Source organism: Ruminococcus sp. AM43-6 (assembly GCF_003461785.1).
Classification (GTDB): domain Bacteria; phylum Bacillota; class Clostridia; order Oscillospirales; family Ruminococcaceae; genus Hominimerdicola; species Hominimerdicola aceti.
Genome location: NZ_QTXU01000020.1, coordinates 16703 through 35057, shown reverse-complemented (window position 1 = coordinate 35057; position 18355 = coordinate 16703). Strand labels below are relative to the sequence as shown.

Here is an 18355-nt window from a genome sequence, read left to right as displayed (position 1 = left end):
ATTCCGTCAAGCCAGTTAAGAAACGGACTTAGTCCGAACGGGTCGTTCAGGCTTATCGGATTGCCGTTGACATATGCGTACCTGTTCAAAGTCGGGGTGTCGGTGATCGAACCCGTCATAACGTCCTGATTGATAAAACGCTTGATCTCGGGGTTGTAATACCTCGCCCTCATGTAGTAGAGACCGTTGCTGTCCGTAGCTACGCCGAGTTCGCCGTTATACTATTAAAACTACTTATATAGGAGCATCTGTTTTCCACATAGGAATTAAACTATCAACATCAAATTGTGGAATGTGCTTTTTAATTTCACACTCTAAATTCTCATAACCATTAATATCTCCCACATAAATATATTCAATGCAATCATTTTCATGAACGTCCAAATCATCATCTATAAAATAATTTGGAATAGAATATATATGAAAATAGAATTTTATATCTTCTTTATTAATTGGATATTTCTTTCTGTAATTTGATATTGAAAAGGTTCTACCACCTATATCAATATACCCACCAACCGTAATAAATCGTCTTTCAGTTTTAGCATTTGCTTCAAGTTCTGCTGACATTGTAACACCAGAAAATAAATACATTTTTGCATCCATACCTGTCACGCTCCAAAGAAGATTCTTATAACTTTTCCACGTTCAGGGTGTATTTGCAAATGAGGAGTTTTACTATCTGGATTCTTATCACTATGGAACTGCAATACTCCATTGCTGTCAAAAGTATCATCCCAATGATATGTACCTCCTCTACTGCCGTAAAAATTAGATACCTCTTTAGATGACCAACCAGATGTATTGACATATCCATCACCTTGATACATTCCCAAGAATAACTCTTCTGCCTGAGAGCGATTTGTAACTGTTACTGATAAAGCACCTTTTTCTAAATCTTCAGCACCAGATTTTACTTCTTTTGAAGACCATGGAATTTCATCTCCACACCCATTGTGAACAAAAATCCCATTTTCGCCCACAAAGTAAGTATGAAAATCTTCAACCTCAAAGTTATAAACCTTGATAGGTGATTCGAGAATCTCGTGCTGAACCCATTCAACTGTTACAAGTTCACCATTGCTGAGAACAAGTACATCGCCTGCACGAAGTGAACGTGCTAAAGTCCAACCAAGTTATTGATAGCAATTATTTTTACAATCCTAATTATACTATAAAATCTGTAAAAAATCAATAACCGAATACAGAAAAAGCAGACGTGGCAAAACGTCTGCTCAGCCATTTGGAGCAAGCAACGGGAATCGAACCCGCATCCCAAGCTTGGGAAGCTTGTATACTGACCATTGTACTATGCTTGCAAAAAGGCAATACTAAAACATATTGCCTTAGAGCAAAGCCTGTTACCACGGACTTTGCTCATTCTTGTATTTTTTATTGTATCTCATCTTTAAACGCCAAGATGTGAACCCCACGCAAGCCCCGAGCGTATTGTTGAAAACATCATCAAATTCACAAAGCCCTCTGCCTGTGATATACTGCGTTATCTCGATACCTGCCGAAAAGGCAAGGGACATAAGGAAAACGCTTTTGAACTTCGTGATACCGCAAAGATACGGGAGCAGAACACCCAAGGGGATAAACATTGCAATGTTACCGAAGATCTGTACCAGCCAAAAATTCCGCAGATACTTGATGCTTATGTTCTCCAAAAGGTTTCGCACCTCCCAGAAGGGCACAAGTTCCGCCTGACGTTCTCCCCACTGTCGATCTAAAAGTGTGAGCCAGAGGACGGCAAAGATGTACACTGCAAACAGCGATGTAAGTATTTTTCTCTTTTTACTCCACCGTAACGCTCTTTGCAAGATTTCTCGGCTTATCAACGTCATAGCCCTTTCCTACTGATACATAATATGACAAAAGCTGAAGCGGTACTACTGAAAGGCTTGCCGCAAAAAGGTTATCTATCCTTGGAGTATAAACTGTGAAATCAGCAACGTCCTCCATAGCATAATTCCCATAGGTAGTAAGTCCGAAAAGCTTTGCTCCACGGCTCTTTACCTCGACCATATTGCTTATGGTCTTTTCATAAAGTGCAGACTGTGTTACCACGCTGAACACGACAGTTCCGTCCTCGATAAGGCTGATAGGACCATGTTTAAGCTCGCCTGCCGCATAGGCTTCGGAATGAATATAGCTTATTTCTTTGAGCTTGAGGCTTCCCTCCATACCTACTGCATAGTCGATACCTCTGCCGATAAAGAATGCGTCCTTTATATTCACTACCTTTGAAGCGAACCACTGCAAGCGTTCCTTATCCTCGAGAATTTTCTCTATCTTTTCAGGGATAGTATTGATCTCCTCAACGAGCTGAGCAAATCTTTCGTCTGATATCTCCTCTCTTGCTTTTGCAAACTGCATTGCAAGGAGATATGCGGCAACGAGCTGACAGCTATAGGCTTTTGTTGTTGCGACGGATATTTCAGGGCCTGCGAGGGTATAGAAGACATTATCGGCTTCTCTTGCGATCGATGAGCCAACCACATTTACGATACCGAGAGTTTTTACTCCTTTATCCTTACAAAGTCTTAATGCTGCGAGACTGTCGGCAGTTTCGCCCGACTGGCTGATGATGATAGCGAGGCTATTTTTTGCAAGCTTCATTTGTCTGTATCTGAACTCAGAAGCAAGCTCCACACGGACAGATAGTGAAGTCAGCTCTTCGATAACATACTGAGCCACCATACCCACATGGTAGGCAGAGCCGCAGGCAACTATATACACCTGCTGGATATTTTTCATATCCTCGTCAGAGAGTCCGACGCTTTCAAAGCTTATATTTCCGTCTGTAAGGACAGAATTGATAGTATCCTTTATCACCTTTGGCTGTTCGTGTATCTCTTTGAGCATAAAATGCTCATATCCGCTTTTTTCTGCAGCTTCTGCGTCCCACTCGATAGTTTTCATTTCTTTCTGTATTTCTTCGCCATCGAGATTGTAGAAAGCAACTGCGCCCTTTGTAAGTTTTGCAAGCTCCATATTGCCTATATAGTAGACATTTCTTGTATACTTAAGTATTGCAGGGACGTCAGAAGCGAGGTAGCTTTCACCGCCAGTTACTCCTATTATCATAGGGCTGTCTTTTCTTGCGGCATATATTTCTCCGGGATAGTCCTTGAACATAACAGCGAGGGCATAAGAGCCACGGATACGGACAAGGGCGTGATTAAGAGCGTCAACAGGAGTACCCAGGTACTTTTTGTAATAATAGTCGATAAGCTTTACGGCAACCTCGGTATCAGTTTCAGACTTAAAGGTATATCCTTTTTTGATAAGCTTTTCACGAAGCTCCTGATAGTTTTCGATAATACCGTTATGTACAGCGATAACATTTTCATCGTCGCTGCAATGAGGGTGGGCGTTTACAGTTGACGGCTCGCCATGGGTAGCCCAACGGGTATGGCCTATACCGCAAGCGCCTTTTACAGCTTTTCCGTCGTTAGTCATTTCCTTTAGGACTTTCAGCTTGCCTTTAGCCTTTACGATCTCAGGCTCTGCGTCACCGTTCCTTACAGCGATACCGGCAGAGTCATAGCCTCTATACTCAAGCTTTGACAGGCCGTCCAAGAGGATCGGGGCTGCCTCTTTATTTCCAGTAAATCCAACAATTCCACACATAACAGTGTCTCCTTTTAATCTCTTCTAAATATATCTCTTGTATACACCTTGTCCTCAACATCATCAAGGCAAGGATCGTATCTGTTTGCAATGATTGCGTCAGACATTTCCTTGAATTTTGCAAGGTCATTCACCACAACGCTTCCGAAGAAAGTTTCTCCGTCTTTAAGTGTAGGCTCATATATGATGACTTCCGCACCTTTAGCCTTAACACGCTTCATAACACCCTGTATTGAAGACTGACGGAAGTTATCACTATTGGATTTCATTGTTAAGCGGAATACTCCAATAACGATCTTCTTCTCAAAATCTGCATTCCATTCACTATTTGAACTATAATAGCCAGCCTTATCAAGAACTCTGTCAGCAATAAAGTCTTTTCTTGTTTTATTAGATTCAACTATAGCAGACATCATATTCTGCGGTACATCTTCATAGTTTGCAAGCAACTGTTTTGTATCCTTTGGCAGACAATATCCACCATATCCAAAGCTTGGATTGTTATAGTGTGTACCGATTCTTGGGTCAAGGCACACACCATCAATGATCTGCTGAGTATTAAGTCCCTTCATTTCAGCATAAGTATCAAGTTCATTGAAATATGAAACTCTGAGTGCGAGATAAGTATTTGCAAAAAGCTTAACGGCCTCGGCTTCTGTAAAGCCCATAAACAGCGTATCGATATTCTCCTTTATCGCACCCTGCTGGAGAAGCTCTGCAAATGTATGAGCAGCTTTCACAAGTCTTTCGTCATTCATATCGGTGCCAACGATAATTCTTGACGGATAAAGATTATCATAAAGAGCCTTTGATTCTCTCAGAAATTCAGGGCTGAATATGATATTCTCACTGCCCGTCTTTTCACGAATACTCTTTGTATATCCTACAGGGATCGTTGATTTGATGACCATAATTGCGTTTGGGTTATATTTCATGACCAGTTCGATAACAGCCTCAACTGCACTTGTATCGAAGAAATTCTTCTTACTATCGTAATTAGTTGGCGCTGCAATAACTACAAAATCGGCGTCTTTATATGCTGATTCTGCGTCAAGAGTTGCTGTCAGGTCAAGTTCTTTTTCTGCAAGGTATTTCTCGATATAGTCATCTTGGATCGGTGACTTTCTGTTGTTGATAAGTTCTACCTTATCGGGAATAATGTCAACTGCTGTTACTGTATTATGCTGTGCAAGCAATGTTGCAATTGACAGTCCTACGTATCCTGTTCCTGCTACTGCGATTTTCATAAAAGATCTCTCCCTTTTAAATCTTATAGAAATTTTTATACCATTCAGCAAATTTTCTAAGTCCATCTCTAAGACTTGTACTCGGTTTAAAACCAAAGTCATTTTCCAATGCACTTGTATCGGCATATGTTACAGGTACATCGCCTGGCTGCATTGGAACCAGCTCCTTATGTGCATCAAAATCGTAATCCTGCGGCAATACTCCTGCACGGATAAGTTCTTCACTGAGGATCTGCACAAAGTCAAGAAGATTTTCAGGGTTATTGTTTCCTATGTTATATATTTTGTAAGGAGGCACAGGAAGTCCGTCATCACCATTTTTCTTTTCAGGTGGACTCATCATGACACGCTTTACACCCTCAACTATATCATCAACATATGTAAAGTCACGCTTGCAATTTCCATAGTTGAAGATCTTGATAGTTTCGTTATTTACAAGCTTATTTGTGAATCCAAAATACGCCATATCAGGACGACCAGCAGGACCATAAACTGTAAAAAAGCGGAGTCCTGTTGACGGAATATTATACAGCTTTGAATAGGCATGAGCCATAAGTTCGTTACTTTTCTTAGTCGCCGCATAAAGGCTTACAGGATTGTCCACCTTATCATCTGTGCTAAATGGAACTTTTTTGTTTCCTCCATATACGCTTGACGAGCTTGCATAAACCAAATGCTCAACGGGATGATTTCGACAAGCTTCAAGAATGTTATAGAAACCTATGATGTTTGATTCTATATATGCATCAGGATTTGTGATGCTGTATCGAACACCTGCCTGAGCTGCAAGATTTACCACAGTATCGATCTTGTTTTCTGTGAATATTTTTTCTATCAACGCTTTATCAGCAAGATTGCCTTTGATAAACGTATACTTGCACTTCGGCTTTGATTCTGCAAGCTTCTCTATTTCAGCAAGACGATATTCCTTTATGGAGACATCATAGTAATCATTTACGCTGTCAAAGCCTATGATGCTTATTTCTTCATTTGTTTTCAGAAGCTCTTTTACAAGGTTGCTTCCGATAAAACCGGCTGAGCCAGTGACTAAGATTGTTTTGTTGTTTATTTGCACATTTACTTGTTTCATAATCCAAAAACTCCATTCACTAGTATATATGCCTTCTACACCTCAGCTTTATTCAACTTTTTTAGCCTTTTCCCAGCATATCTCTGCCTTTTTTTGCAATCTTTTCCGTTTATAAACTTTATTAAATCTATAAATTTTCTAAATAATACCGTATCATTAGGAATATCTCCTTTTATGCATATTCCTCCCCACAAAATTTGGGATTTCACATGATAATCCTTTGTCGTAAACATAATTTTTCTGTCATATGGCAATTTATCAAACTCTATTATTTCCTTCATACTGCAATAATTTTGTTCGGAAAATTTAAATACGATATTATTCCAATTAATTCTTTTGCTTCTTCTTTTCCATTTTTCTAGTGCTTCTTGTTGAGATTTATAATGTAAAAAAACTATCTCAACATCATCCAAAACGCCAATAGGGCAAATAGTATTTCGTTCTACCAAATTATCTTTGTGTTTACTTTCGTCAACAGAAATGAATTGTAGTTCTTGATCAATATAATATTTCAAGTTTTTACAAAATTTCACATAATCATCTGCAAAAAAGTATAATCCAATTGTAGGTGATAAATATTCAATTCCTAAATAGCGATACACATGTCCACCCCAACAGTTATTTGAAATAATTGTCACGTTTTTATTTGACAACTTTCGGTTTCTATACTTTCCTAAATATATATTCATTTTTTCTCGAGTTTTCACCCGAACTGCGTCCTTAAATTCCTTATATGTCACTACGATCCACTCCTTCCCCCCTATAATCCATTACTTTTTATTATTCAAATCTTTCTTTATCTGTGTTGTACTGATTTCTGGTGTTCTAGGTAAATATACTACTTCGCATCCTTCATCTTTCAAAAAATCAAACTTTCCCTTCCAATCATCGCCAATAACAAATGTATTTATGTGGTATTCATGAACATCTGTTTTCTTTTGTTCCCATTTTTCTTCTGGTATTACAAGATCTACATATCTAATAGCCTCTAATAATGCTTTTCTTTGTTCATACGAAAAATAACATTTTTTCTGTTTTTCATTCCAATTAAATTCATCGGTTGAGAGACAAACAATAAGATAATCACCCAAAGCTTTTGCTCTTTTTAACAAATTAATGTGCCCATAATGTAATAAATCAAATGTTCCATAGGTTATTACTCTTTTCATACTATATGTACTCCTTTTCACTTTATTTCTGAAGTTTTAATACACGCATCAACATAGCTAATGTTTCTTTAAAATATTCACTTTTAAATGAAAATGCTATTATCAAAATTCCTGAAATTATCACAGATAGAATTCCTTTCAGAATCATTGCTATCACTGGATTCCAAGCTGGAATGCAATTACAGATAGCCGAAATAACTCCAATAATCACTATTCCTTTTATTAAGTCGCTTCCCATATCTTTTAAATACTTGTATGAAGTAACTTCGAATGCAACTTTACTTATAACAATACCTTTATGAATAAATGTAAAAATAACTGTTGGTATAGTAAGTCCCAATAATATTCCTTCCATTCCCCAAACCTTTCCAGCACCATAACCACACGCTATTGCTAAAACGGCTTGTATAATCATCACTCCTGCGTCACACCTATGAAGTCCCATTGCATTTTGAACTGAAATAATTGGAATATCCAATAAATATATCAACATACTAAAAACCAAAATCAACACACAAGAAAAACTTAAAACAAAATTTGATCCAAAAACTATGTATATAAAATCTTGAATACATGCGATAAATCCTGCACAACAAATAAACGCTAAGGAATTCATAACAAAGCAGCTCTTCCTATATACACTGTACATTCTTTTTTTATCATTTTCTGTCGCCAAATTACCAAAGCTAGATGTAAATGCGCCTCCCATTTGACTAAACAATAACTGAACTGTACTAATAACAAGTTGATAATTACCATAATAACCAACAATAGATATATTTCCTAGTAACATACTAATCAGAATACTATTGGCAGAATTTTGTACTGTTACTGATGTTTGATTTATAAAAAGTGGCTTTATTGTCCTAAATATTGCCCATTTTTTCTCCTTTTCAAGTTTCACCGCCTTCATTTTTCTTAAATATGGATGCCGTTTATTTACATATATATTGCAGATCGCATTGCTGCATATTTTTTCTCCGATAAGAAATAGTAAAAAATACAAATATTCATGCGTTAAAACAGCAGATACGATTGCCATTCCTCTAAAAATCACTTGGCTAATAGTTGTAGACATTATACTAATACGATTATTTTGTTCAGCGTATAAAATACTTCTTTTATAATAAGCCAAATAATTTGCAAAAAAAGATAACGCAAAAAATAAGAAATAAATATGTACTGCTTTCATATCAATCGTTGTTGATACAATGCTTCTTAAAAAGAAAACATCTACAATTAAGCCTACAGTCAGAAAGGCAAATGCAATTCCTAAATATAGTTGCCGATAAAAAGATATTAATTTTTTTATGGTATTGTCATCTTTATTTTTTACAGGTTCATATAAATGAATGACCATTGCTGAGCTAACACCAGTTTCCATAAGAGCCATAACATTTATTGTATTTTGAAAGAGATTATGCAAACCATTAATTTCTTCTCCTAAAGCGCGTACAATAAAAATACGCACAGCAAAATTGAGGGCAACTGTAACAAGTGCTGACAACATTCCCCAAATACTATTTGTAATTGAATTATACGTTCTTGATTTTTCTTTCATTAATTAACCTCGGTTTCTTATTTCTCTTCTGTTTATTTCAGACTAACCCTCTCAACAAACCAGAATATAACAAACATAGGGATTATTCTAATATATAACCAACTTAAACTAATTGTCATATTTAGTATTGTTCCAAGACCAAACCATACAGCATACAAAATACTATATGCCAAACGGATGTAAAAAGAGCCATTCTCCGTCTGTCTATTCAACTAAGCAAAAAAATACAATAGAAAAGCACCACAAAATTACATATTTATTCTTTACACTTGAGATAATGACATAAAAGATGCTATATTAAATTGTTCGAAAAATATATTTTTTTACATATAAAGTTTACCTTCCCCGCTCATATTTGCATGCAAACGACAATATTATAATCGAAACTATAACGATACAATAAAATGGATGATTTATTACATAATAAAAGTTCCTTCTTGGAAGTGTAAAAAATTCAAACATCAAAATAGTAGCCGTATATTTTGAAAAAAAATTTTCTTTTGTCACTGCCAATAATTTTATAACCATAATTCCGATAATAAATATTGCTAGAAACCCAAAATTTCCAAAGTTTGCATATGCTTCTGCACATAATGAATAACCTGTTCCAAATGTATAATCATACTCTGTACTAATCCAATTTAATGGTTCTATAGCTTTGGAATTCCACATACTAATTGTTCCAGTTGGATCAAGACTTGCAGGAATAAATCCTGCTAATATTGAATAAAGATACGATTTTCCATATAAAAATGAATATCTTTGCGGACACACACGCATAATCAATGTTAGTGGAAAAAAACTACTTCCCAATTCACCCAATACATCAGAAAAAATGGAAAACAACCCCGATGCTGAAAAAGCTATACCCTCACGAAAGACCTTAATAAAAGCAATTAAAAACACTGTCAAAACAATAGTCACAATGCCAATCAAATACTTTTTTATAGAATTTCTATTTTCACCTTTGTAGCGAAAATTAACTATCATAATTATTAAAATTCCAGCTATACCACTTGTTCTATCTCCACACATTGCTGTTGCTAACGACCAAATAATAACTAACATTTCTATAATTTTGTCCATTTGACGATTTTCTGAATAAATAAGAGTTAATACTGAAAATGGGACAAAAAAATATTCAATCAATCCCAATATAGACGGCACACTAGCATCAAATCTTCTTGCACCCTCATAATATCCTGTCGCAAATGCCATCATTTTCATAGCAAGTAGGAGAAATGCAACAACCCCAGTTACATACATAAACATTTTGGCAATATTAAAAATTGTATGTTTAGAAAAAATATTAACATTATTGAATCTAAAAGGAGTTATTCTATTTATCCAAGCTCCTGCAAGAAATAAAGCACCTACACATCCAAATTCATATTGTATGGTTTTCAAAATCGTTCCTACCTCATATTGCATTAGATAGAAATAATTATATTCCCCCCCAAAGCTAAACACTAAAAAAAGCCCAAAATTAAAAATAATAAATGCAATTAAAAATAGTGCATAATTTGATACATAACTGCCAGAAAACTTGGCAAAACTGATATATTCAATACTCATTAGAGCAACTGCAATAAATGTACATATTCGAACTGAATCATATGACGTATCTTTAAAGCTCAAATATCCCATCCAGAAATAACCTATTAATGTAATTGCCAACGTTAACATAAAATACTTAAATCCATCAACCGAAAACATAACTGGCGATTTATATATGTTTTTCACTCCAATCTCGTCATTTCTAAGCATTATCCATACCAGCCTCTAATATAGAGTTTGCTTGTTTTACCCTTTCACTTTTATAAAATACTTCTTTTGACTTTACTGCTTGCTCTTTCCATTTTTTTATTTGTTTTTCATTTTCGAGAATTTTTGTCAAGCCTTCGCATATGTCAACCTCATCATTTTTCAACACTTCACCACATCTAGACAATTCTTTCAATTCTTGTGCCCCATCAACGTTAACTGATATAACTGGAATACCTAATAAAGCTGCTTCTTGACATGAAGTACTAAAACCTTCTCTATAAGAACAACAAAAATATAAATCGGCAGCCTTTACAAACTTATATGGATTTTTCTGTTTTCCTGGCATTTTTACAAATTCATCTAAAGAGTTAGCCTTTATATATTGACGCATCTTTTCTTCTTCACTGCCACCGCCAATAATCCAAAACTCAACATCTTTAATTTTTTTTACAATTTCTTTAATACATGACAAATAACGCATAAAAGCTTTGTCCGGAGCCAATCGTGCAACAGTTACAACGCTATACTTATGGCTTTTCGTAATAGGACAAGCATCCTTAGCTGCTTCTATAATAGGAATTTCATCAATAATATTATAACAATAATCACACATTGAACGGTCAAATCCCGCACTAATCATCTTATCTCGTCCAGCTTTTGCTACATTAATTACTTTTGAAAACTTTTTGTAATATTCTCTTAATATCATTTTTGAATCATATGTGTGCATCCAACATAATTTATTAGGATTAGGACTTACTGCAATACATTTAGTCGGTATTCCAAATTGAAAAGCGACCTCCAAATCATACTTTTCTTTGACAAATTTCTTATATATCTTTTCTGGCGGTATTAAATTTATAAGTTTATCAAACCCTCTAAAATAAAAATTGTATCCAGGTATAACTTTTATTTTATTCATTATCGGTGCTGCAAATTCTTGATTAAATTCATATATTGCAAGTAATGAAATGTCATATTCATTCTCATCAAGATTAGCAATTAAATTCCGTAATACTGTCGCCACACCATTTGAAAATCGGAAATGGTTAGTAACAAATAATATTTTTTTTTTCATACTTCTACCTCACCACTTATATCTTTACTTTTCCAATTGAATCATCTGCAAACATTTTTTCTCTTTCTGGTTTTCTATCATACGGAAATTTGTATAGTAAGTTCGGCACCAGATTTGCAATAGTTTTCACTTCTTTTTCCCATTCTTTGTGTACTCTAAATACTTGTGTATTCTCAATTGAATCTTTTGGGTTAAAATGTTCTTTTTTATGTATATGCTGTTCTTTCTTTAAGCCCAAAAAAGTTTCAATACTATTTACGGCGTTTTCATAATCATATACCAAATCTTCAAAATGAACTCTCTTTGCATTAGGATTCTTAAAGTCCTCTACTAAAGTATTTTTCCACTCTTCCGAAAAAGCTATCATATCTGTTGGAAAATGAACACTACTTTTTCTAAATGCATTATTTGACCATATATGCTGATCCAAAATATATAAATCTCTCGGATCTCTATCGACAATTATCATCTTAAAATTATCATCAAAACATTTTTCAAAATCGTCTATTTGACCTGGCCAAATTATATGATCAAAGATTTTTACTTCATTTTCTGTTCCATTATCAAAAAGCGAAAAATATCCAGACGTAAATTTTTTAGCCGCATCATATAATTCTTTTTCACTTGGTAATGCACAGTAAGCATCTTCTTTATCATATATATATTTAACTCCATAATTTGAAAATCGTCTTTTTTGTGCTATATGGAGAGCAACTTGCGCTGTCGCTTTCAATAATGAAAATCGTGTTTTAACAATGTGATTTGTGGTTTTATCCTCCCTTTTTTCTGCGATACTTTCAACAAATTCATATACCAAATCCATGAATTTATTACCAAACATCTTCTGATAAGAGCCAAACCACACATAATTGTAATCATTCAATCGTTTCATTTCTGTTATGAATGTACTAATCACTTTATCAGATGTGTACAATGTATTTCCTCTTGATAACAGTGTACACACATCATACAGTCCACCATGATGATATAGAACATTATGCTCATAAGATTGATTTTCAAAAGGGACAACTCGTACATTTTCATATTCCTTTAATAAATCAACAACCGCTGATGAACCGGTTCCAAAATATCCTGTGACTGCAACATTTATTCTAGATTCCATATATGCATCCTTCCTATTTTCCTTGGTGCATTTTCTTATACTTAACAAGTAACCTATGCGGAACAATTATAGCTAAAAGCTCTTTGTAAGCATACACATCATATTTTCTTGATAATCCCATTTTTTTTCGCCATATCTTGTGTGTTCGATAGTTATTTAACCTATACTTTGCTTTTATTTCTTTTATTTTGTCTCGATCCTCATAATAATCAAACAAGACATCTGGCAATATATACCCCTTATATCCACAAGCATACATTTTGCACCAAAGATCAAAATCTTGGCCTCGCATTGTCCGTTCACAAACAGTATACATTCCTGCTGAAACCAACGCTTCTTTACGCATCATCACTGTTGGGTGTGTAAAAATATTACATTTGATAATATCTTCCTTAGTTAATTCTCCACCCTGTCCATATGTATTCCAAATTCCTGCATTATCAAAAGTGTTTCTGCACGTTCCTACAATTGCATATTCCTGATGCTTATCCAAAAAATTGTTTTGCTTTTCAAATCGGTTGGCATGAGAAATATCATCATCATCCATTCTTGCAATATACTCTCCCTTGGAGATATTTATACAGTTATTCAAAGATGATGCCAAACCACAATTTGACTCATTTCTTGTTAAAATAACTCTGTTATCCTTTTCTGTATAACTTTTTATTACTTTAATAGTTGCATCTGTTGAACAATCATCACATATAATCAACTCAAAATCTGCAAAAGTTTGATTCAATATGGAATCAATTGCTCGTGGCAATGTCTTTTCTCCATTATGTACACCCATTATTACAGAAATCTTCGGCATCCTTCCAACCTCACCCATTTACCTTACTGTTTTACATAAACTATTTCTATGTTCAGTCAGTCTTTTAAATAATTCATTTTGCTCATATTTTTCTTCTACATGCTGCCTTGCATTGCAACCATATTTTCTTACTTCTTCTGGATTATCAATACAATGTTCTATCGTACTAATAACTTTATCAATATTTTTTGCTGGTACAGACCACCCATCAACATTCGGTTCTATAGTATCTACCTGTCCTGGTACATCTGTAACTATTCCCGGCAGTCCCATTGCTGCAGCTTCAATAACAACCAAGCCGAATCCCTCTCTATAACTTAATGAACAAAATACATCCATTGCACTATAATATTTTTCAACTTTATCTGTCCAATCAACAAAAATTACATGTTTGGACCCCTCAGCCCATTTACGCAACTCAGCCTCTATGGTATTAGCATCATCAAACATACCAATCATTAATAAATATGCATCCTTTTTCTTAACAACTTCTCTAAAAGCTGACAATAATTCATTAGCACCTTTGTCCCTTGTTATTCTACCAACATATCCGAATACTGGTGCTCTTTCTGTAATTTTTAGCTCTGATCTTATTTCTTCTCTCCATTTTTCTTTTTTTTCTATGCAATACTTATTCAAATCAACACCACAGGCACTACCATTCCATATAACTGAAGCCTTTGATGACGGATACAATTTTTCACTTATACTAAATCTATAAATTGAATAACTTTCACACTCGATTACCGATGACTTTTTGCAAACTATTTTTTCAATTTTTTTTAAAATCATACGCTTAATGCCACCATCAAATCCCATATACCTAATTCCCCACTGGCAATATAAGCGATTTGAACATTTTGCTCTTTTTGCCGCTATTGATGCATACAATGCAGCGTTTGGTGTTGAATATTGAATAATATCAAATTTATTATCTCTAAATATTCTTGTCAGTTTATTAATTACTGATAAACCCTCCAATCCCACTCCTCTTTTCATAGGAACTGGGATATAATGTACTTGATTATTGCACAACTCATACATACCCTCATCTGTATTGCAAATAAAGGTTACGTCATAATCGTTATTGACCAAGTAATCTTTAAACTGTAATAAAAATGACTTTATTGTTATAGAAACAGTCGTTACAAAGCATATTTTTTTCATTCTCTTACTCCTTTATCAAACGCTTCGCTGGTACACCAATATATGTCCCCTCTTCTTCTAAATCTTTAATTACAACCGCTCCTGCTCCTACTATACAGTTATCGCAAATACTTAAATTATTCAGAACAATTGCCCCTGCCCCTATCCAGGTTTTCAAACCAATATGCACATTGCCTGCAACATGTGCACCCACTGATATATGAACAAAATCATCAATTATCCCATCATGATCAACAGACGCTCCCGTATTCACAATACATCCTTTACCTATTTTGGTATCTGAATTAATTACAGCACCTGCCATAACTACAGTTCCCATTTTAATTTCTACTCTTCTGCTAACTACAGCTTTTGGGTGAATTAACGAAACTATATTACATTGTATATTCTCTAATTTTTTTAAAACATTTTGTCTAGCAAGTGCATCTCCTATTGCGACAATAAAGTCCCAAGATAAATACTCTTCAATATTTTCAGTTGTCCCTTTTACCGCAAATCCAGCACACTCTGTTACCCTTTTATCATCATCCAGAAAAACGATTTCGTCATACTGATTGTTTAGAGCTATATCTGCAATGACCTTTCCATGCCCACTTGCACCTATTATTACTAATTTTTTCAATTGGGAGTCTCCCATCTTGCCACTACACCTTTCGGAGTACCCATAAATTCTTCCATAGTTGATGATGATTCAGAGCAAATACCCTCATGCTTCACGACAGTTTTTATTGTCGATAAGATAATCTTAATATCTTCTTTAAAAGTAATATGAGTTGTATACCATACATCCATTGCAAACTTATCTTCCCATGAAACTGCATTTCTTCCATGTGCCTGAGCATACCCTGTTAATCCAGGTTTTACATCATGTCTATGATGTTGAAACTCGTTATATCTTGGCAAATACGCAACAAGCAATGGTCTTGGTCCTATAAGACTCATATCACCCTTTAAGATATTAGCCAATTCAGGCAATTCATCAAGAGAAGATGCTCGTAAAAAACGTCCATATTTATTTAATCTAACTTCATCAGGCAATAAGTTTCCTTTTTTGTCTTTCCGGTTATCCATTGTCCGAAACTTTATTAATTTAAAAATCTTTTCATTTTTTCCCGGACGATCCTGTGTAAAAAAAGGATTTCCTTTCATAAACACAGCCCCTAATATTATTAGAAGCACCAAAAGAGGTGAAAGGATAATTAACACTATTAGACTTGATGAAAAATCAATCAATCGCTTAAAATACTTTGCGTACATATTATTTCTCCATATAGTTGTTATAATTGATCATTCAAAACAAACTTTATTACTTCAATAATTCACTCCACTGGTAATATACATATTCAATTTTGCACGTCCATTTTTAGTTCTAACAACAAATGAGTTTAAATGAAAAATTGACCCCTTATGCATTGAGTTCCAAATTGGGCATCATTCTACAATAATGGATGAGTTAGATTTCAAAAGCTCTGGTAGGCAAAACTTTACTGTTCACTTTAGATTTACAGTTGCATTAAAAGTCATATCAAAGCAGAATACTTGCTTTTTCTCTGATTCATCTGCGTATCTGCAACCAATATATTAACATATTCAATTACCAGACCATCTATGGTAAGACTTCAACAATACTTCGAACTAAAACTTTTCATATTTATTATTTCCTTTAAGTTTAGCCTTTTACTTTTGGGGGCCAAACCTTAGTTCTCATAATTTAATAAGCACTTTTATCAAGCAATCTCTTTATTTACGTCTTCTGGTCTTTTAAATGTTGGAACAACACTTCGGAGTGCCTCTTTTGCAATCATATCATCGCCCGTATTACATGCATCTCTAAGTATATCAATCTTTTTGTAGATTTCTTCCTTACTCAATGCACTATCTCTTTCAATGAAAATCATGCTGTTATCAGTTTTGTCAAGTTCTTCTGTCTTAACTAACAGTTCCTCATACAACTTTTCGCCTGGCCTTAATCCCGTTTCAACAATCTCAATTCCCTGAACACCAGATAAACGAATCATATTTTCTGCTAAATCTATAATCTTAACTGGCTGTCCCATATCCAAAACAAATAATTCTCCATTATCCGCAATTGCTCCACTCTGAAGAACGAGCTGTGAGGCCTCTGGAATTGTCATAAAATATCTGATAATTCTCTTATCTGTAACAGTAACCGGACCACCATTCGCAATCTGACGCTTAAATAATGGAATAACTGATCCTGCACTACCTAGTACATTTCCAAATCGTGTAGCACTGTATTTCACTTTTCCGTGTGTACTTGCACTCTGCACAATCATTTCACACATTCTCTTTGTAGCACCCATAACGTTAGTAGGGTTAACTGCTTTATCTGTAGATACCATCATAAAGCGTTCTGTTCCAAACTTCTCACAAAGCTCTACTAGATTCTGTGTACCGAATACATTATTGTAAATAGCTTCCACACAGTTATGTTCCATTAACGGAACATGTTTATGAGCAGCTGCATTAATAATTATCTGAGGATGGTATTTCTCAAATACTTTCTCAAGAGCTTTCCTATTTGTGATAGAACAAATTTCGATCTGCAGATCAAGACAATCTCCGTACGCGATCTTTAACTCCTGTTGAACATCATATGCACCATTTTCATAAATATCCAAAATGATAATCTTCCTTGGATTCATCTTTGCCAGTTGTCTGCAAAGTTCTGAACCAATGGAACCACCACCACCAGTGATAAGTACAACTTTGTCTTTATAGTAAGCATTTGTTCTTTCATCAGAAACCACTAATTGTTTTCTAAACAAAAGTTCCTCAATATCAAATTCTCGAAGATGCCTCTTTCCTCCTGCGGCATACATAGTCGGATAATCATAAACCTTTAACTTATATCCTGCATTTTTGTAATATTCATAAAGCGCCTTTTTCTTGTCAGCATCCATTGACGGTATTGCAAAAATAATCTCCTGTACTTCAAATTCACCCAATCTGTTAAATGTTGCCTCATTCTCTGACCAAACTGGGATTCCATGAATTTCACGACCAACTTTTTCTTTGCTAATATCTATAAAACATCTCGGAATATATGCTGTTTCCTCATTATTTATTAGTTCCTCTGCCAGACTTACACCAACACGTCCTGCACCAATAATTGCAACTTTGATTTTCTGAACTTCTTTTTCATTTTCCGCTTCTATGCCAGAAAACATATGTAATAACGCGGAAAGAATTTTTCCTTTTGTAGTTTCCCGATTTCCGCACTTATACGCATAGCGATACATCATACGAAGCGCTAATGCTCCTAGAAGGTTCAAACTGACAATTGAAAGCATTCTAGCAAATGTAATTTTTTGAATTGGAAGTAATAATTCCAGACACAGATAAGCTACAAAAGCAATAGAATCGGTAAATAGTAACCGGATATAACATTGTATTCCACCATATCTCCATACCTGTCCATATACTTTACCAATAAGACGTGCTACAAAAATACACAGTACCGAAAGGCATACTTGCTGAAGTATTCCTATAGTTGATAACTTATCAATTCCTCCATACAGTAATAACAGTATTGCTACTACCACTGCATACATAATCAAATCATACCCGATAAGCATCCACCTGATATTAGATGTGCTACTCTGCTTTGTACGATCCATATTCATACTATTCTCATTTGCTCTATCCATTGTTTTCCCCGCAAAAATCGGATGGGTTCATCCTT

General features: G+C 34.9%; 16 protein-coding genes, 1 tRNA gene and 2 pseudogenes. All 19 read right to left on the bottom strand.

The annotated features are described in order from the left end of the window. Positions 1 to 41: 41 nt before the first annotated feature. Positions 42 to 185, bottom strand: a pseudogene (locus DW938_RS15280) (RHS repeat-associated core domain-containing protein); the annotation flags it as partial. A 49-nt stretch (positions 186 to 234) separates the two neighbouring features. After that, on the bottom strand, positions 235 to 606 hold the full coding sequence (locus tag DW938_RS10670; RefSeq protein ID WP_117896328.1) for a hypothetical protein: 372 nt from the start codon (positions 604 to 606) through the stop codon (positions 235 to 237). A gap of 5 nt (positions 607 to 611) precedes the next feature. Then, positions 612 to 1121: pseudogene (locus DW938_RS10665) on the bottom strand (polymorphic toxin-type HINT domain-containing protein); the annotation flags it as partial. A gap of 123 nt (positions 1122 to 1244) precedes the next feature. Then, positions 1245 to 1319 (bottom strand) — tRNA-Gly (locus tag DW938_RS10660). Between the two features lie 42 nt (positions 1320 to 1361). Further along, on the bottom strand, positions 1362 to 1847 hold the full coding sequence (locus DW938_RS10655; RefSeq protein WP_118124782.1) for a VanZ family protein: 486 nt from the start codon (positions 1845 to 1847) through the stop codon (positions 1362 to 1364). Further along, positions 1798 to 3636: a glutamine--fructose-6-phosphate transaminase (isomerizing) gene (gene glmS, locus DW938_RS10650; RefSeq protein ID WP_118124780.1), complete on the bottom strand. Its 1839-nt coding sequence runs from the start codon at positions 3634 to 3636 to the stop codon at positions 1798 to 1800. Before glmS ends, DW938_RS10655 begins: the two co-directional genes overlap by 50 nt. Positions 3637 to 3650: 14 nt before the next feature. Further along, positions 3651 to 4883, bottom strand: a complete 1233-nt coding sequence (locus DW938_RS10645) for a nucleotide sugar dehydrogenase (RefSeq protein WP_118124778.1) — start codon at positions 4881 to 4883, stop codon at positions 3651 to 3653. Between the two features lie 16 nt (positions 4884 to 4899). Continuing rightward, entirely contained in the window at positions 4900 to 5973 is a 1074-nt protein-coding gene (locus DW938_RS10640; protein ID WP_118124776.1) for an NAD-dependent epimerase/dehydratase family protein, read from the bottom strand. Between the two features lie 35 nt (positions 5974 to 6008). After that, the gene (locus DW938_RS10635) at positions 6009 to 6713 is read right to left on the bottom strand and encodes a DUF1919 domain-containing protein (protein ID WP_118124774.1); all 705 of its coding nucleotides are present in this window, start codon (positions 6711 to 6713) and stop codon (positions 6009 to 6011) included. Between the two features lie 30 nt (positions 6714 to 6743). After that, positions 6744 to 7142 (bottom strand): glycerol-3-phosphate cytidylyltransferase, encoded by a 399-nt coding sequence (gene tagD / locus DW938_RS10630; protein WP_117878331.1) that lies wholly within the window; start codon positions 7140 to 7142, stop codon positions 6744 to 6746. Between the two features lie 22 nt (positions 7143 to 7164). Beyond that, a complete protein-coding gene (locus DW938_RS10625) occupies positions 7165 to 8703 on the bottom strand; it encodes a hypothetical protein (RefSeq protein WP_117878329.1) in 1539 nt (512 codons plus the stop codon). Positions 8704 to 9039: 336 nt separating this feature from the next. Further along, positions 9040 to 10470: an O-antigen polysaccharide polymerase Wzy gene (gene wzy / locus DW938_RS10620; protein WP_117878327.1), complete on the bottom strand. Its 1431-nt coding sequence runs from the start codon at positions 10468 to 10470 to the stop codon at positions 9040 to 9042. Beyond that, a complete protein-coding gene (locus tag DW938_RS10615) occupies positions 10463 to 11548 on the bottom strand; it encodes a glycosyltransferase (RefSeq protein ID WP_118124772.1) in 1086 nt (361 codons plus the stop codon). Before DW938_RS10615 ends, wzy begins: the two co-directional genes overlap by 8 nt. A 16-nt stretch (positions 11549 to 11564) precedes the next feature. Continuing rightward, complete coding sequence (locus tag DW938_RS10610; RefSeq protein WP_118124770.1) at positions 11565 to 12671, bottom strand: hypothetical protein; 1107 nt, start codon at positions 12669 to 12671, stop codon at positions 11565 to 11567. A gap of 13 nt (positions 12672 to 12684) precedes the next feature. Next, entirely contained in the window at positions 12685 to 13500 is an 816-nt protein-coding gene (locus DW938_RS10605; protein ID WP_117878321.1) for a glycosyltransferase, read from the bottom strand. Continuing rightward, complete coding sequence (locus DW938_RS10600) at positions 13501 to 14649, bottom strand: glycosyltransferase (RefSeq protein ID WP_117878320.1); 1149 nt, start codon at positions 14647 to 14649, stop codon at positions 13501 to 13503. It abuts the gene before it with no gap. A 4-nt stretch (positions 14650 to 14653) separates the two neighbouring features. After that, positions 14654 to 15271, bottom strand: a complete 618-nt coding sequence (locus DW938_RS10595; protein WP_117878318.1) for an acetyltransferase — start codon at positions 15269 to 15271, stop codon at positions 14654 to 14656. Then, positions 15268 to 15906 carry a sugar transferase gene (locus DW938_RS10590; protein ID WP_117878316.1) on the bottom strand — a complete coding sequence of 213 codons (639 nt, stop codon included), beginning with the start codon at positions 15904 to 15906 and terminating at the stop codon, positions 15268 to 15270. Before DW938_RS10590 ends, DW938_RS10595 begins: the two co-directional genes overlap by 4 nt. Before the next feature lie 470 nt (positions 15907 to 16376). Beyond that, on the bottom strand, positions 16377 to 18320 hold the full coding sequence (locus DW938_RS10585) for a nucleoside-diphosphate sugar epimerase/dehydratase (protein ID WP_242992504.1): 1944 nt from the start codon (positions 18318 to 18320) through the stop codon (positions 16377 to 16379). Positions 18321 to 18355 lie beyond the last annotated feature (35 nt).

Excerpts from the sequence above, each read along its gene's own strand:
- DW938_RS10645 (WP_118124778.1), bottom strand. The coding sequence starts at position 4,883 with ATGAAAATCGCAGTAGCAGGAACAGGATACGTAGGACTGTCAATTGCA.
- DW938_RS10605 (WP_117878321.1), bottom strand. The coding sequence starts at position 13,500 with ATGGGTGAGGTTGGAAGGATGCCGAAGATTTCTGTAATAATGGGTGTA.
- DW938_RS10655 (WP_118124782.1), bottom strand. The coding sequence starts at position 1,847 with ATGACGTTGATAAGCCGAGAAATCTTGCAAAGAGCGTTACGGTGGAGT.
- wzy (WP_117878327.1), bottom strand. The coding sequence starts at position 10,470 with ATGCTTAGAAATGACGAGATTGGAGTGAAAAACATATATAAATCGCCA.
- DW938_RS10600 (WP_117878320.1), bottom strand. The coding sequence starts at position 14,649 with ATGAAAAAAATATGCTTTGTAACGACTGTTTCTATAACAATAAAGTCA.
- DW938_RS10615 (WP_118124772.1), bottom strand. The coding sequence starts at position 11,548 with ATGAAAAAAAAAATATTATTTGTTACTAACCATTTCCGATTTTCAAAT.
- DW938_RS10640 (WP_118124776.1), bottom strand. The coding sequence starts at position 5,973 with ATGAAACAAGTAAATGTGCAAATAAACAACAAAACAATCTTAGTCACT.
- DW938_RS10610 (WP_118124770.1), bottom strand. The coding sequence starts at position 12,671 with ATGGAATCTAGAATAAATGTTGCAGTCACAGGATATTTTGGAACCGGT.
- tagD (WP_117878331.1), bottom strand. The coding sequence starts at position 7,142 with ATGAAAAGAGTAATAACCTATGGAACATTTGATTTATTACATTATGGG.
- DW938_RS10670 (WP_117896328.1), bottom strand. The coding sequence starts at position 606 with ATGGATGCAAAAATGTATTTATTTTCTGGTGTTACAATGTCAGCAGAA.
- glmS (WP_118124780.1), bottom strand. The coding sequence starts at position 3,636 with ATGTGTGGAATTGTTGGATTTACTGGAAATAAAGAGGCAGCCCCGATC.
- DW938_RS10585 (WP_242992504.1), bottom strand. The coding sequence starts at position 18,320 with ATGGATAGAGCAAATGAGAATAGTATGAATATGGATCGTACAAAGCAG.
- DW938_RS10590 (WP_117878316.1), bottom strand. The coding sequence starts at position 15,906 with ATGTACGCAAAGTATTTTAAGCGATTGATTGATTTTTCATCAAGTCTA.
- DW938_RS10625 (WP_117878329.1), bottom strand. The coding sequence starts at position 8,703 with ATGAAAGAAAAATCAAGAACGTATAATTCAATTACAAATAGTATTTGG.